General features: G+C 39.2%; 17 protein-coding genes. 9 read left to right on the top strand and 8 right to left on the bottom strand.

All coding sequences use genetic code 11. The features are described 5' to 3' along the window. The first annotated feature begins 111 nt into the window (after positions 1-111). Positions 112-1,407 (top strand): homogentisate 1,2-dioxygenase, encoded by a 1,296-nt coding sequence (hmgA, locus tag ACH784_RS19060; protein ID WP_404396662.1) that lies wholly within the window; start codon positions 112-114, stop codon positions 1,405-1,407. Positions 1,408-1,474: 67 nt separating this feature from the next. Next, complete coding sequence (gene maiA, locus ACH784_RS19055) at positions 1,475-2,101, top strand: maleylacetoacetate isomerase (protein ID WP_404396659.1); 627 nt, start codon at positions 1,475-1,477, stop codon at positions 2,099-2,101. 19 nt (positions 2,102-2,120) lie between these two features. On the opposite strand, the gene ACH784_RS19050 is transcribed toward maiA, so the two are convergent. Next, positions 2,121-2,351 (bottom strand): TIGR02647 family protein, encoded by a 231-nt coding sequence (locus tag ACH784_RS19050; RefSeq protein WP_404396656.1) that lies wholly within the window; start codon positions 2,349-2,351, stop codon positions 2,121-2,123. 91 nt (positions 2,352-2,442) lie between these two features. On the opposite strand from ACH784_RS19050, the gene ACH784_RS19045 reads away from it, so the two are divergent. Beyond that, positions 2,443-2,742 carry a DUF1496 domain-containing protein gene (locus ACH784_RS19045; RefSeq protein WP_404396654.1) on the top strand — a complete coding sequence of 100 codons (300 nt, stop codon included), beginning with the start codon at positions 2,443-2,445 and terminating at the stop codon, positions 2,740-2,742. Positions 2,743-2,759: 17 nt separating this feature from the next. Beyond that, positions 2,760-2,999: a VF530 family DNA-binding protein gene (locus ACH784_RS19040; protein ID WP_404396651.1), complete on the top strand. Its 240-nt coding sequence runs from the start codon at positions 2,760-2,762 to the stop codon at positions 2,997-2,999. On the opposite strand, the gene ACH784_RS19035 is transcribed toward ACH784_RS19040, so the two are convergent. The 3 genes from ACH784_RS19035 to ACH784_RS19025 all read right to left on the bottom strand — a co-directional run bounded on the left by ACH784_RS19035 (position 2,982) and on the right by ACH784_RS19025 (position 5,926). After that, positions 2,982-3,689: a substrate-binding periplasmic protein gene (locus ACH784_RS19035; protein WP_404396648.1), complete on the bottom strand. Its 708-nt coding sequence runs from the start codon at positions 3,687-3,689 to the stop codon at positions 2,982-2,984. The genes ACH784_RS19040 and ACH784_RS19035 overlap by 18 nt on opposite strands. Positions 3,690-3,749: 60 nt before the next feature. Further along, positions 3,750-4,862: an arginase family protein gene (locus ACH784_RS19030; RefSeq protein WP_404396989.1), complete on the bottom strand. Its 1,113-nt coding sequence runs from the start codon at positions 4,860-4,862 to the stop codon at positions 3,750-3,752. Positions 4,863-5,146: 284 nt separating this feature from the next. Then, a complete protein-coding gene (locus ACH784_RS19025) occupies positions 5,147-5,926 on the bottom strand; it encodes a DUF2189 domain-containing protein (protein WP_404396646.1) in 780 nt (259 codons plus the stop codon). 157 nt (positions 5,927-6,083) lie between these two features. Between ACH784_RS19025 and udp the strand changes: the two genes are divergently transcribed. Next, on the top strand, positions 6,084-6,842 hold the full coding sequence (gene udp, locus ACH784_RS19020) for a uridine phosphorylase (RefSeq protein ID WP_404396643.1): 759 nt from the start codon (positions 6,084-6,086) through the stop codon (positions 6,840-6,842). Between the two features lie 31 nt (positions 6,843-6,873). Here udp and cdd read toward each other — a convergent pair whose 3' ends face one another. The 3 genes from cdd to ppc form a co-directional block, all read right to left on the bottom strand. Beyond that, the gene (gene cdd, locus ACH784_RS19015; protein WP_404396641.1) at positions 6,874-7,734 is read right to left on the bottom strand and encodes a cytidine deaminase; all 861 of its coding nucleotides are present in this window, start codon (positions 7,732-7,734) and stop codon (positions 6,874-6,876) included. Between the two features lie 43 nt (positions 7,735-7,777). After that, complete coding sequence (locus ACH784_RS19010; RefSeq protein ID WP_404396638.1) at positions 7,778-8,149, bottom strand: hypothetical protein; 372 nt, start codon at positions 8,147-8,149, stop codon at positions 7,778-7,780. A 323-nt stretch (positions 8,150-8,472) separates the two neighbouring features. Further along, positions 8,473-11,106 carry a phosphoenolpyruvate carboxylase gene (gene ppc / locus ACH784_RS19005; protein WP_404396635.1) on the bottom strand — a complete coding sequence of 878 codons (2,634 nt, stop codon included), beginning with the start codon at positions 11,104-11,106 and terminating at the stop codon, positions 8,473-8,475. 147 nt (positions 11,107-11,253) lie between these two features. Between ppc and ACH784_RS19000 the strand changes: the two genes are divergently transcribed. The 4 genes from ACH784_RS19000 to ACH784_RS18985 all read left to right on the top strand — a co-directional run bounded on the left by ACH784_RS19000 (position 11,254) and on the right by ACH784_RS18985 (position 13,796). Beyond that, positions 11,254-11,640 (top strand): thiol-disulfide oxidoreductase DCC family protein, encoded by a 387-nt coding sequence (locus ACH784_RS19000; protein ID WP_404396633.1) that lies wholly within the window; start codon positions 11,254-11,256, stop codon positions 11,638-11,640. After that, complete coding sequence (locus ACH784_RS18995) at positions 11,621-12,367, top strand: SDR family NAD(P)-dependent oxidoreductase (RefSeq protein ID WP_404396631.1); 747 nt, start codon at positions 11,621-11,623, stop codon at positions 12,365-12,367. Before ACH784_RS19000 ends, ACH784_RS18995 begins: the two co-directional genes overlap by 20 nt. 3 nt (positions 12,368-12,370) lie before the next feature. Continuing rightward, the gene (locus tag ACH784_RS18990) at positions 12,371-13,009 is read left to right on the top strand and encodes a flavin reductase family protein (RefSeq protein WP_404396628.1); all 639 of its coding nucleotides are present in this window, start codon (positions 12,371-12,373) and stop codon (positions 13,007-13,009) included. 61 nt (positions 13,010-13,070) lie between these two features. Beyond that, complete coding sequence (locus ACH784_RS18985; protein ID WP_404396626.1) at positions 13,071-13,796, top strand: tetratricopeptide repeat protein; 726 nt, start codon at positions 13,071-13,073, stop codon at positions 13,794-13,796. A 36-nt stretch (positions 13,797-13,832) separates the two neighbouring features. Here the strand turns inward: ACH784_RS18985 and ACH784_RS18980 are convergent, their stop codons facing one another. After that, positions 13,833-15,236: a coniferyl aldehyde dehydrogenase gene (locus tag ACH784_RS18980; protein ID WP_404396624.1), complete on the bottom strand. Its 1,404-nt coding sequence runs from the start codon at positions 15,234-15,236 to the stop codon at positions 13,833-13,835. Positions 15,237-15,299 lie beyond the last annotated feature (63 nt).

Genomic DNA, 15,299 nt, shown 5'->3' with positions numbered 1-15,299 from the left:
TGCATATACAAAATACTGTAAACTATATTTTACAAGTGAATTTCATTGTTCAAATTGAATATAGTCTCACATGAGAGTATCTTAATTGCAAACATCAACGGAGTCGAATTAATGAGTACTGAATTTCAATACCTAACAGGCTTTGGTAACGAGTTTGAAACCGAAGCTTTACCAGGTGCATTACCAATAGGTCAATTCTCACCTCAAAAAGTAAAATATGATCTATATGCCGAACAATTCAATGTTACAGCGTTTACAGCACCTCGTGCTGATAATCGTCGAAATTGGTTTTACCGTATCCGCCCTTCAGTTGTTCAAGGCGACTACACGTCGATGGATAATGGTTTATTAAGAACCGCGCCGATTACTGAGGTACCAACGCCACCAACTATGCTACGTTGGAACCCTATCGACATCCCAAGTGAAGCAACAGACTTTGTTGATGGCCTAGTGACCATGGCAGCAAATGGCAGCGCTAATGGCCAAGTAGGCATTGGCATTCATGTTTACGTTGCAAATAAATCAATGCAAGGTCGTTATTTTTATAATGCCGATGGTGAATTGCTATTCGTTCCTCAACAAGGCGAAATGGTTTTACATACTGAGTGCGGTAAACTTGCAGTAAAGCCGGGCGAAATTGCAGTTATTCCACGTGGTATCAAGTTCTCAGTTGAAGTAATTGGCGACAGTATTCGTGGCTATATTTGTGAAAACTACGGCCACCCTTACATTCTGCCTGAGCGTGGTCCTGTAGGCGCGAATGGTTACACTAATGAGCGTGACTTCCAGTATCCTGTAGCAGCGTTCGAAGATCTTGAAGGTGACTTTGAGCTTGTGGCTAAGTTTAACGGTAACCTATTCCGCTGTGACATTGGTCACTCACCACTAGACGTTGTAGCTTGGACAGGTAATAGCGCGCCTTATAAATATGACCTTTCGCGTTTCAACGTCATGAACACCGTTAGTTTTGACCACCCTGATCCGTCAATTTTCACAGTATTAACTTCTCCTTCTGGTACAGCCGGCGTTGCCAATGTCGACTTTGTGATCTTCCCTCCTCGTTGGATGGTTGCTGAAGATACTTTCCGCCCACCATATTATCACCGTAACATTATGAGTGAGTTTATGGGCTTAATTGAAGGCGTGTATGATGCTAAAGAACATGGTTTTGTCCCTGGTGGCATGAGCTTACACAATTGTATGTCTCCTCACGGACCTGAAGCAGATGTGTTCGAAAAAGCGTCAAATGCAGAACTTGAGCCTCAAAGATACGAGAACACTTTAGCCTTCATGTTTGAGTCACGTTATGTGATATCTCCTACAAAATATGCGCTTGAAGGCAAAGAAAGACAACAGAACTATCTTGACTGTTGGAAAGGTATCAAAAAATACTTTAAAGGCGCTTAAGCTTTCTATAATGTAATAAATTCTAGGCACGCAATTGCGTGCCTTTGTCGTGATTAAGGAACTGAATATGAAACTTTACACCTATTTTCGCTCTTCAGCAGCTTATCGAGTTCGGATCGCATTAAATTTAAAAGGTATTGCACATGAAATGTCAGCAGTTAACCTTTTGAAAGCTGAACAAACAAGTGAACAATACACCAACAAAAATAGTCAAGGTTTACTACCTGCTTTAGAAACTGAACAAGGTGTTTTAGCTCAATCTTTAGCTATTTTAGAATGGTTAGAAGAAACCCATACTGAGACGCCATTATTACCTTCCGATGCGTGGCAAAAAGCCCAAGTAAGAAGTTTTTGCTATGCAATTGCTTGTGATATTCACCCAATAGATAACTTGCGAGTTCTTAAATACCTTTCGAGTGAACTGAATGTAGATGATGAGCAAAAGAATGCTTGGTATAGACATTGGGTAATAGAAGGATTTAAGAAAATTGAAAACCTGATTACTGGTGATAAATTCTGTTTTGGCGATAAGCCAACGCTTGCCGACGCCTGTTTAATACCCCAAGTTTTCAATGCATTAAGATTCAATGTTGATATGAGCCAATTTCCTAAAATTGACGCCGTTTATAAACATTGCAATACAGTTCAAGCATTTATAGATGCAGCACCAGAAAACCAATTTGATGCCGCATAGTGAATAACTCGTTGTGCGCTTATTGAAGCGCACAATGTACTTGATCTAAATGTCCGATTAAATCTAGCCCTAAGTCAGTTAAATACCCACCATCAGGACTGTCAATAACACCTTTTTTATAAAGCCTTTCTGCAGCGTCAATCAAACTAGGATCGGCATCTTTATGAATTTTAATCCCTTTTTGCATGCTAGAGCGCGGAAATTTTGCTAATAAAGTCAACTCAGCCATAAAATTACTGTCTATAGCCATAACCTCTCCCAATAAATTATTGTTGTTGTGGTAATATGAGTTCAATTAACAATGAACTAGACTAAGAGTAGCTAAAAATAGGAGTTATGCCATGACTTACAACAAATTTAGTTTTATCTGTCTGTTTTTCGTTTCGACATTTTACCTGCAAATAAGTTCTGCTAATCCTAGCAGTAACAAAACTAATTTATTTTTAGAAAATGTAAGTCCTGTTTGTTGGTATAAAAATGATAAATATAGTGAAGGTGCACTATTAGTCATGGCAGATAAGCTTTTTATTTGTGCAAGTAAATTTGATAATCAAACTAATGCACAACTTGTATGGCGAATGGCAGATGATAATGGCCATGTAATTCCCTACAAATCAAAGAAATCAATCAGAATTAATTAAATAAGACGTAGTTATTTATGGAACAACCAAACAATCCGCTTCACGGCATCAAGCTTGAAGAAATTTTAATCCGATTAGAAGAAAAACTGGGCTGGGAAGAAATGGGTAATATAGTAAATATCCGTTGTTTTACTCATGATCCAAGTATCAAATCAAGCCTAAAGTTTTTACGTAAAACGCCTTGGGCTAGAGGTAAAGTTGAACAGCTCTATATAGATACTTTCCATGGCTTTACCTGGTCATCTATTAAGAAGTGATAGTTGTTCGAATGAATTCATGAGTTTGTCTGTAATATACTCTGGAACAGATTTATTACAGGCAAAGTAAAGCTGGTCATCAAAATGGTCAAGTTTAAGCACTGGCTCCAAATGCTGCATAAGTTTATTGCTTTTAGAAGCATCTTGAACTTGGCTATCTCCTAACACCACTAAGTCCAATTGGTTTTTCCTCGTCTCTAGTATCTCAAGAACTTTACTGAAGCTCGAAATTACCACCAATTGCTCTTGCTCTGTAAAACCATTCTCTTTTAAATACTGATGACTAAAGTTATTTCTAATCACTGCTGTACGGTATTTCAAGGCATCTTCAAGCACTGACAATTTCAAATGTCTACTTTTTAATGCGTAGAATGAACTCGTAAATCTTCCAACCGGAAAAACCCAGTTAAATTTATCTTCACGTTCATTATTCCTGCCAATTGAGAAAATACAGGTTTCAGGATTTCTCGTTACAGCATTGTAAGCCACATGCCAAGGTTCTACATTTAATTGATATGGAACATCAGCGTGCGCTAATACTGCTGTGACCTTATCGACCGAAGGCCCAACCAATTTGCCATTTTCGTCAAGATATTGGTAGGTAGGAAATTGCTCAGTGACAATATTCAAAGTAAAAGCAAATGAATTTGTTGATAACAAAAATATAATTAAGAACAAAGATGCTTTCATATCGCTCCCTATAAAATAAAAAGGTGGTGAATTACAAATTCCACCACCTAATACTATAGCTTAACTTCTATTAATCGCATCTAGAAGAAATGCTGATATTTTTGCACCTTCTCTTAAGGTAGTCTCTGAACTAGATTGTCCAACTAGCGAGCTGTCGGTAAATGGGGCGATTTCCATCATGTCCGCACCTGTGATTGGGAAGCGTTCAGACAGTGCCTTTAAAATAGTCATTGCTTCATCAGGGGTCATGCCATTACCTTCTGGCGTACCAGTTGCAGATGCCCATTGTTCATCTAATGCATCAATATCAAAACTAACATACAACTCATCGACATTATCAGCTTGAAGCTGTGCGATAACCTCATCAACTATTGCTTGAGCACCGCGCTCTCTGATCTCATGTGCCCAGTGCTGCTTTACACCAAACGTAGATTCCCAGTGAGACTTATCTTTACCACTTGAGCGAATACCAAACTGAATTAAATGATGCGGTGCAGGTAAAAACTCAAGAATGTGTGTACACCAAGAACCAAAACATAAATCGATACCCAAACGCTCTACCAATAAATCAGTATGCGCATCAAAGTGAATGATTGCAGTACGTTTACCCGCATCTCTTTTCGCTTTCAAATACGACTTTGTTAATGGATAACTAATCGAGTGATCGCCACCAATACCAAAAATACCCTTGTTTGGATAATGCTGATAGAAACCATCACACACATCTTCAGTAATTGATAAAGGTGATACGTGATAACCCTCTTCCGTACTTTGATAAAGCGCCTTTTGACAATTCTCTATCGTCCCTTCATTCAAATATTTATCATGCAGTAGATGTGGAATAACACGAACATCCCCTAAATCAAACGCATCGATATGAGGCTGCTGCTCAATTAAAGTGCTTCTTAGAAATAATGGCCCCCAGTTCGCGCCTCTTAAAATACCGCCGCCGCAGTCTGAGCTGATACCTAAAATTGCTGCTTTATGCTCTGACTCTTCAATCTTCAGTAGCGACTCTTTCCAGATCTGCTCAATGCCTTCTGTTTGCCCATAAAGTTTTGTTCTTAATGCGTCTTTTCTTTCTTTCGCGGTATTAACAGTAAACACGCCATCTCCCGGAGGACATAAACATTGGGTCATTTTATTATAAAATTGTTCTTTGCTAATACTCATAGAAACCTCTGCTTGCTTTTGCATATTCATGCTAAAACTTTGTTAAGAAAAAATGCCTTACCAAAACCTTTATGCTTTTTTGTGTTCAAACAAAATATGTCTACAAACTCGTGAATTAATTTTTTACTTCATCAAATTCAGTATGTTATGTATAAATGCGATTGAATTGGTAAAACAGAATTTTTGTTTATGGGCAGAGGTATAGCATGCTGTCGTTTTATGTCAATAAAGGCAGTTTCAGAACAAAACTGCCTTTGGTTTTATATTCAAAGAAACTGAATATTTTACTCATAACCCCTTGGTTTCTTGGTCTTTATAATTGCGATATAGCCATGCCAACTTGCATAACTCAACAATGGCATAATAACGATGAAGGCTGTACCACCTGTAACAAAACCAAATAAGACTAAGAATAAAATTATCAATGCCCACACAACCATGGCCGAAGCATTGTTTTTGACCGCATTAATCGAAGACACAACTGCCGTCATTATATCTACTCTTCGCTCCATCATAATTTGCGGTGTAAATGCTGAAATAGCAAAAACACTAACCAGCAAAATGCCGCCGATTAAACTACCTAGTGCTAAGAAAGATTGCAGTTGCTCAAACGTTGGGTTTGGTACATTCGGGTATAAGGCGTGGACAAGTGCTGCTAAACGCATCCAAACAATCATAATAACCATAAGCAGGATCGCAAACCCCCATTCTCCAGCTGGGTTTCTGAACATAGATTTTAAGCTGTGACTCAAAGTTGGCGTGTGACCCTTTTCAAGCTCCCATGCAACATCATAAAGTCCAGCAGCAAATGCAGGTCCGATCAATGCAAACGCAACGGCAGCGGGTAGAATTACTAAATGAGTATCGAGTTGGTAAATTAAATATAAAATAGTAACCGGTATAACAGTAAAAACGAGCCCGTAGATTAAGCTTAGCAATGGTGCTCTCACCATATCTGCTATAGCAAGAGATAGCCAATGAAATGGTGCAAGTGAACTAATTTTGTTACTTTCGAGACAGCGAGCAAATTCTGTATGTTTATCAATTGGTGGTGAAGCTGGCATAATGGACCCTCATTGTTGCGTCTATATTAATGTTTAGAAGAACAACTCCAATCTTGCAAGGTAATGTATGATCTGGCACAACACTAATCGGACATCTGTCCTGTACTTTAATTATTAATCTTTCAAACTACGGCTTTAGAATCAAATAAGGTTTACTATGGATAAGGTATTTCATTTGGGCCTAAGCACCGAACAACTTAAAGGTGCTAAGTTAGCAATTGTGCCAGGCGATCCTGAAAGAGCTGAGCGTATTGCCAACAAACTTGAAAAAAGCATTTGCCTTGCTAAAACTCGAGAGTTTCACGTTTATCTTGCAGAATTAAAACAACAGCCTGTCGTGATCTGCTCAACTGGCATTGGCGGGCCTTCTACATCAATTGCAGTAGAAGAGCTAGCTCAGCTTGGCGTAAGAACCTTTTTACGTATTGGTACTACAGGTGCCATCCAGCCTCATATCAATGAAGGCGATATCTTAGTAAGCACCGCATCAGTTAGACTTGACGGTGCAAGCCAGCACTTTGCTCCACTGTCTTACCCTGCAGTGTCTGACTTCCACTCGACTTCTGCAATGGTTCAAGCATGTGAAGAAATTGGGGTGACATATCATGCTGGCATTACCGCTTCGAGTGATACTTTTTACCCAGGTCAAGAGCGCTACGATACATACTCTGGTTATGTGAATAAGGCATTCCAAGGCAGCTGTGAAGAATGGCAAAAATTAAATGTCATGAATTATGAAATGGAATCTGCAACTTTATTTACTATGTGCGCAGCATTGGGCTTAAAGGCGGCTTGTATTGCTGGTGTACTAGTGAATAGAACACGTCAAGAAATTCCAAATGTCGACCATCAAGAGGTTGAACAAAAAGCAATTGCTGTTGTTCTAAAAGCTGCAGAAATTGTACTAGAAAAATAGTTTCTAAAATTCTGAAAAAGCGTATGTAAGCCTAGCTCACATACGCTTTTTTTATTTCATATTTGCCCGTAAAACTGTTCAATACTACATCGGCCACACCCGATTGATTTTTATATTGCTCAGTTTCCACCAACGTAATTTCGACCACTTCAACTTCATCAAGATCCAGTCCAGATAGCGCCATTTGGCTAAGCGCACTTTGTAATGGTGAGAGGCTCGGGTTATAGGCAACATTCTCAGCGTAGCGGCCATAAAAACTTCCATGCTTAGCCGTTTTTATCTCAACCGCTGATTTGTTACCTGAATAAGGCGCATAGGAACTATTATAATGAGACTTGAGCTCTGTAGATATCTCTAAGCTTGTATCAACAGTTTGCATCTCTTCTTTGTCAAGTAAACGGGTTTTATTGCCCAAATCTGCCGGACCGAAGGAATGCGGTAATAATTCATTCAGTGATGTGCTCACTTGAGGTAGCAAAATTTGTATCTGCTGAGCTAAATTAACCTCATTGATGAATTGTCTACAATGGCCACATGGCGCATCTGTGATAGCTAGATGAGTTAACTGGGTTTCACCATTGAGCCATGCTGTATTAATTGCAGATTGCTCTGCATGAACAACTAGACATAAAGCTGCATGATTAAATTCTAGGTTTGATCCTAGGTAAGCGTTACCTGAATTTTTATTATAAGCAATCGCGCCTACATTAAAATTTGATACTGGCGCAATTGAAAATGTAGCAGCTATTGGTAACAAAGACTGCAACAATGTTTCGATGTCTACTGAAAACTCACCCATTAACATATCTAGCAATGGTTTTGGTAAGACACCGTTCGAACTCTTAACTGTTTGTTGTATTTTTTGTTCTATTTCTTTGGAAATGATCAGCATAAAAATGCCACACTCTGCGAAAACGGCCGAATAGTTTATCCCTTTATACTGAGTTAGACAACCAATGCTTTGCACTCTTAAAACAGTCAAAGTTTTCTACTGTAATGCCGAATCGTTTTGCCTTTTGCAAAAACAAATCATGCATATAGCCATCAAAGCTAACAACACGTGCCAGCTTTATATTTTGTAAAGCATTTGCAACTTTAGGCATTAATGACACAATATCGATAGCAGCAAAGTTATGCTCAAGCTCAGTAACATCTATCAGCAATTTTGAAGACTTATAATTTTGAGCATAGGTGTTGGCTCTTTGATAAGTTTTTATCACATCATCCGCTGTCACAACGCCTCTAAGCGTCATCATAACAAGCGAAGTTGATTCATCATAAGTAATACTGGTAGAAAGCGTTTGCATAGGTCCTCGAATAACGTGTCATCTTAATAAACGTCTTCTCCTTCTACCCAAAAGTTCCCAATGATTTTAAAACGATATTCGATTTTAGGGCTTGCTTTACTTGAACAATTTAAGTGTTGTTTAAATTGAAGCAAATTTAGTTCGAATGACGACGGGCACAGACGTCGGATGAGATTCTATGTATACAAACTAAACAGTCAATAAAATTAATACAAAAAAACCAATTCCATGTGTAAAAATAGAAAAAAGCATGAGTTTTAAACTCATGCTTTTACTTTTAGGTTAACATTTGATCAAAACTTATCACTTTGTTTAACGAGTTTTTATCCTGAATTCCTCATGCCCGCTGCAACCCCAGTCATAGTGACCATAAGAGCTTGATCAATCAGATCATTTTCATGCTCTCTAGTACGCTTTAACAATTCAACTTGAAGTAAGTTAAGTGGATCAATATAAGGGTTTCTTAATTGTAAAGACTGCCTCAACCAAGGCTGCTCAAGTAATAATGTATGATCAGGTGCCAATTGCGTTATCAGAACTTGAGCTGATTTGAGATCTTCTCTTAATTGCTCGCCCAAGCCTTTTGCATCTTTGGTCATTAACACTTTTTCATAATGCTCAGAAAGCCAGCTGTCTGTTTTACAAAACACCATTTCAAGCATTTCTAATCGTGTTCTAAAAAACGGCCATTGCTCACGCATTTCATGCAACATTTCAACGCCGTATTTATCAATTGCGGCTTGTAAGCCTTGATACACACCAAGCCAAGCTGGCAGCATCAATCTGTTTTGACTCCAAGCAAATATCCACGGAATGGCCCTTAGACTCTCAACTCCCCCATTAGGATTACGTTTAGAAGGTCGAGAACCGAGTGGTAACTTAGAAAGTTCTAGCTCTGGAGTGACTTGTCTGAAATAAGAAACAAATTCAGGGTTTTCTCTAACTACTTGGCGATAATAATCACAAGATTCTTTAGCGATCAACTCAATGACCTCAATCCAATGTGCTTTAGGTGAAGGCACAGGTGTTAAGTTCGCTTCAATAATTGCACTGGTATAAATTGAGAAACTTTGCACAGCGACTTTGGGTAATCCATATTTGAAACGGATCATTTCGCCCTGCTCGGTGACGCGCAATCCGTTACTTAAACTGCCAGGAGGTTGAGATTGTAATGCTTGTGCTGCAGGTGCTCCGCCACGACCAACCGTTCCCCCTCTACCATGGAACAATACCAGCTCAACGCCAAAATCTTTCGCAGCTTTAAGTAACTTATCCATGGCTTGATATTGTGCCCAACCAGCCGCCATCATACCCGCATCTTTTGCTGAGTCTGAATAGCCTATCATCACATATTGCTTGTGATTGATATCAGTTCGATACCAATCACAGGCTAACAATTGGGTTATAACATCTGCCCCACGGTTTAAGTCATCCAAAGTTTCAAACAACGGCGCAACGGGTAGGTTGAAGCCACAACCTGTTTCTTTTAAAAGAAGCTTCACGGCCAATACATCAGAGGCGTATTGCGCCATTGAAATGATATAAATTCCTAACCTATCAGGTGTTTGTTGACTTACTAGCTGGCAAGTTTTTAAAACTTCATTAACTTCATCAGGCGCTGAAAAATTTTGTGGCAATAAAGGCCTTTTAGAGGCTAATTCTTTAGTTAAAAACTGTTGTTTCTGCGTTTCGCTCCAAGCGTTATAGTCGCCCAGTTCCAAATGTTCAACAATAGAAGCAATCGCATCAGCATGTCTTGCTGAATCTTGGCGAATATCCAGACTACATAAATTAATGCCAAAGCACTCTATTCTGAGTAACGTATCTAGCAGCAGTCCATCTGCGATTTGCGACATATTACAGTTGTTGAGCGAGTTATAAATGAGCGTAAGCGGTGACTTTACCTGCTCAATATGTGTGATCACTTCTTGCTCTGACCCCATTACACCTTTTATTTTGTTCTCGAGCGCTTGAATAGTTTCATCAAGTTCATGCTTTAATTGCTTAAGAATATATCTGTAAGGTTCATTTTGCTCCCCTATCAATGTTTTTACTGCGTCATCAGCTTGATACATAGACAGTTCACTACTGAGCATATCTATGTCACGGGAGATTAAATCAATCGCCATCCAACGACCGTGATCTAACACTGATTGGGTTACCTCTGAGGTTACAAATGGGTTGCCATCTCTGTCGCCGCCCATCCATGACGTAAAACGAATTGGGCTATTAATTTTCTTAAGTTGAATACCTAATTTTTCTTGAGTAACTTGGTTAAAGTAACGAATAAATTGAGGTACGGCATGCCATAAACTGTTTTCAATAACCGCGTAACCCCACTTAGCCTCATCTAGGGGAGTTGGGCGTTTAGCACGAATATCATTAGTATGCCAAGCTTGACTGATTAGCTGCTCTATACGGCTAATAATTATCTTACGTTCATCGACGTCTAAGCATTGCAGCTCTAACGCAGCTAAGCAATCACTCAGTTGCACATGTTTGTTGATTATGGTTCTTCGTGTTACTTCGGTAGGATGGGCTGTTAGAACCAAATCAATATCTAAGCCAGTTAGTACTTGCTCAACTTGATCAGAATTTAACTCACCAATTGCTAACATAGCAGCAAGCTTATCGACCTGATCATTTAATGCTTTATAAATACCATCAGGCGCGCCTGTTACTGAAATAGTGTGGAACTGTTCTGCTACATTAGCGAGATTTAAGAAATGGTTAAATGCACGTGCAACGGGCAGTAATTCTTGATCCGTGAGGCTATGTAAAGTATCAAGCAATGTAGCTCGAGCATCGGTATCACCTTGGCGAGATGACTTAGCTAGAAGACGAATTTGTTCAATCTTTTCTAACATCCCCTCACCCAATGTTTGCTGGATGATACGACCCAGACAGCCACCTAACTGGCTTACATTCGCTCTGAGGCTTTCGTACTGCTCTCCCATAATGACTCCTTTTATTTGCTTTTCTAAAAATACAAATTGTCTAAAAATCATTCTTCACTATACAGAGAATTAAAGGGAAATCGAGTGATCCCATTATGAATTTTAAGCGTAAATTTAACTACTTAATTACTTAGCGACATAAAGATAATGCAGCTACTTTACGATGGTCTTTGCCCACTTTGTGCTAAAGAGATGCAAAAGCTGAAACAATATGATTTTGAAAACAAGCTAACGTTAATAAATGTACATGACATTCATGAGCTCGATTTCAAACGACTTTATCCAAACATAACCAAGTCAGATACATTGAAAATATTACATGGCTACGCTGATGATGGCAGGTTATTGCTAGGCTTAGACGCAAACGTACAAGCTTGGCAAACTGTTGGTAAATACCCTTGGTTGAAATTGTTAAGAGTACAACCAATAAAGTGGTTCGCCGATAAAGGCTATTTATTTTTTGCCAAACATAGAATGAAGATTTCACGCTTTATAGTCAAAGACGGGTGTAATAATGGACAATGCCAAAGATAAATCACTGCATCTTGTTATCGGTGCGAGCAGTAAAATTGCTTTAGCGTTTATTAATAAACTTAACGAACAAAATCCTGATGACTTAGTGGTCAGTTTTAGCCAGAAGTCATTAAATTTTGATTCAGAGAATATTCATCACTTCACCACAAATTACACTGATGAATCAATCTCTGACTCTGTATCGACTTTTCAAACTGCTTATTTATCTGAAACTGTAAGAATAAAAACCATCACATTTTTTAATGGTCAATTACATTCAGACTTCCATGGCCCAGAAAAGAGCATCCGACAATTTGACCCAGCTTATGCTCAGTCGCTGTTCAATTCGAATGTCATTACCCCCATGCTTTGGCTTAAGCATCTCGTTAAATTGCTCAAGCGCTCTGATGAATGTGTAGTCACAGCACTGTCTGCCCGTGTGGGAAGTATAGAAGATAACGGACTAGGTGGTTGGTACAGCTACCGAAGCTCAAAGTCTGCTCTTAATATGATGATGAAAAGTTTTGCGATTGAATTAAAACGTCAAAGCCCTCAAAGTACGGTGTTACTTTTCCACCCGGGTACCACAGACACCCCGCTGTCTAAACCTTTTCAAAAAAATGTACCGGCAGACAAATTGTTTGAACCTGAGTTTGTTGCCAAGTGCTTATTTAACCAAATCGTTGAATCGAACAGTAACGATTTAATTAATTATCTCGACTGGCAAGGCCAGCCTATACAATGGTGAATCATGTTTTTTAATACCCAATCTCTCAATGAATTAGAACAAAGATATCGTGCTCATTTGATAAACAGTTTGTCAGGTTTCAAGAGTGCAAACCTGTTAGGCACCGTTGATAAAAATGGTCAGGAAAACCTATCTATTGTGAGCTCTGTTTTTCATTTAGGCGCAAATCCTGCGCTACTAGGTATGATCATTCGCCCTAATTCAGTACCAAGACATTCTTTTGAAAACCTCTTAGAAACGGGTTTTTATACACTAAATCATGTGAGCGAAGATATAGTCACACAAGCACACCAAACATCAGCTCGTTACGAAAAAGAACAATCAGAATTTACTGAAACAGGCTTAACCGCAGAATATTTAAATGACTTTAAAGCGCCGTTCGTCAAAGAGTCTAAAATTAAAATGGGTCTAAAACTAGTTAGCGAGCAAGTTATTGAACTAAACCAAACTCATTTAGTGATTGGTGAATTGGTTGCGCTTCACTGTCCTGACTCAATCTTACAGCCTGATGGTTTCATTGATATTGAAGCGGCAAACACCGTCGCAATAACTGGATTGGACAGTTATCATACTACAAGCAAAATCAATCGTTTAAGTTACGCCAAGCCTGACTCAAAACCCAAGCCTTTAGTTACACTTTAATGTTTGTATTTTCCTTAGGTTGCTTTTAAACTCAAAATACCGACCATAAGAGAGAATCCCCATGTGGCGTAATAACTTAAAGAAATTTGCATTAATAGGTTTAATGAGTGTTTGCTTCACTGCGACTGCAGGTCTTGAAGAAGGAATAGAAGCAGCTAATGCAGGTGACTTTGAAACTGCTTTGAAAGAGTTCGAATATCTTGCTGAAATGAACTATGCACCAGGAGTGTATGAGCTAGCTAAGCTTTATGAAGGTGGGTTTGGGGTTATTAAAAATCACCGTAAAGCCGCTGAACTTTTTCAAAAAGCGGTAAAGCTGGGTAGTGCTGATGCCATGTTTTCCTTGGCGGTTATGCATGAAGAAGGCCGTGGTGTGAAGCAAGATAAACAACGCGCTATTGAATTATTCACTCAGGCTGCAAACAAAAACCTAGCTGCTGCACAATTCAACCTTGGCGTTATGTATACCAATGGTGACGGCGTGTTAAAAGATTACGCTGTTGCTATGGACTGGTATGAAAAGGCCGCAGCGAGCAACTACACGTTGGCAATGTTTAACCTCGCCTTGATGTACTATGAAGGCTTAGGTGTTGAGAAAAACATCGAAAAATCATTCATTTGGAACACCTTGGCTGAATACAACGGTAACCGCCAAGCTGCAAAAAGTCGAAAGTTAGACGAGCAACAGCTTTCTCCTTCACAAGTAGAAAAAGCGATTGAAAAAGCCAACAAACTGTATTGGCGTATTCAAGAAAAAACCTATTTCCCAGGTTCTAAAATCGACTAATAAAAAAAGCGCTAAGGCGCTTTTTTTATATCAACATTATTTCTGCAAGGTTTTCACAAACCAGGTAAGTAGTTTCGACCGTGATAGCAATAGCTGCATTCTAGGCTTACCTAAACTGCCACTTTTAAAAACACTTTTGGCGTGGCTGAAAGTTAATACGCCCTCTTTGCCATGGTATTGCCCCATACCTGAAGCGCCTACACCACCAAAAGGTAAATCTTCAACCGCAACATGCAAAAGCACATCATTAATCACTAAACCGCCACACTGTAGCTCTCGCTCAGCCCGTTTAATGAGTGACTTATCTTCCGTAAATAAATACGACGCGAGTGGATTTGGGTTTTCTTTAATAACTTTTAAGGCCTCATCAAAACTAGACACGGTTTTTATTGGCAATAGTGGGCCAAAAATTTCTTCACCATGAACTCGTGCTTGATCCGAGGCATTATCGATAAGATGTAAGCCTAGTTTTCGAGTTTCACTATTTTCGCTGTGTGGTTCGCTCCATAATTCAGCGCCGTTATGCAGTGCATCACCAATTAATTCAATAAGTCGCTCATACTGTTGCTGATTGATAATTGAAGTTAAGTTGTCTGAATTTGCACCTAATTTAAATTGCTTTTTGTAATTTTTTTTAATCTCTGCTATTAAGTCACTCTTACATTTTTCGTGAACAATCAAATAATCAGGTGCAACGCAGATCTGCCCTGCATTGGCGGTTTTGCCAAATACAATACTTCTTGCGGCGTGTTTTATGTCTACATCGTCCATCACGATAATGGGAGATTTACCACCTAGCTCTAAAGTGACAGGCACTAGATTATTTGACGCCGCACGCATCACGTGCTTGCCGATTTCGGTACTTCCTGTAAAAAACAAATGATCAAATGGGATTGCACTGAAACTTTTCGCAACAGCTGGGCCCCCTTCTACAACGCAGCAATGATCTGAAAAAGGCTCTAGAACAGATTTGATAACTTGATTTGTTGCCGGCGTATATTCACTGAGCTTTAACATGACTCGATTACCCGCCGCCAAGGCCGTTAATACCGGCATTAAGGCAAGTTGTATTGGGTAATTCCAAGGAGAGATAACACCCACGACACCTTTTGGCACATATTCAACATGGGCTTTTGAGGGGGCAAACTGAATACCGACTTTGCGTTTACTGGGCTTAAGCCAAGATTTTAGATGCTTAATGATATGATCGAGCCCGCCAATCACTGGCATAAAATCCGCCATTTGCGTATCAAACGTACAGCGATTTCCAAAGTCTTTGTTAGAGGCTGAAATAAAGTCATGCTCGGCTGCAACAAGCTGTGTTCTTATTTTCTTTAATAAAGAAATGCGTGTTTCTACGGATGAATTAGGATGATGCATAAAAGCAACTTTGAGAGATTCAAGTTGCTTTGTCAGTTGGGGATCTATCTCGTATTGCACAACATGGCTCATTTATCGGTATTTGAATAAATACACTATAAATGAGCCTGTTAGTTGTTTCAA

The sequence above is a fragment of the Pseudoalteromonas phenolica genome (assembly GCF_044788725.1).
In the GTDB taxonomy this organism is placed as follows: domain Bacteria; phylum Pseudomonadota; class Gammaproteobacteria; order Enterobacterales; family Alteromonadaceae; genus Pseudoalteromonas; species Pseudoalteromonas phenolica_C.
The sequence above is the reverse complement of the archived record's forward strand: the minus strand, read 5'-3'. Positions and strand labels throughout refer to the sequence as shown.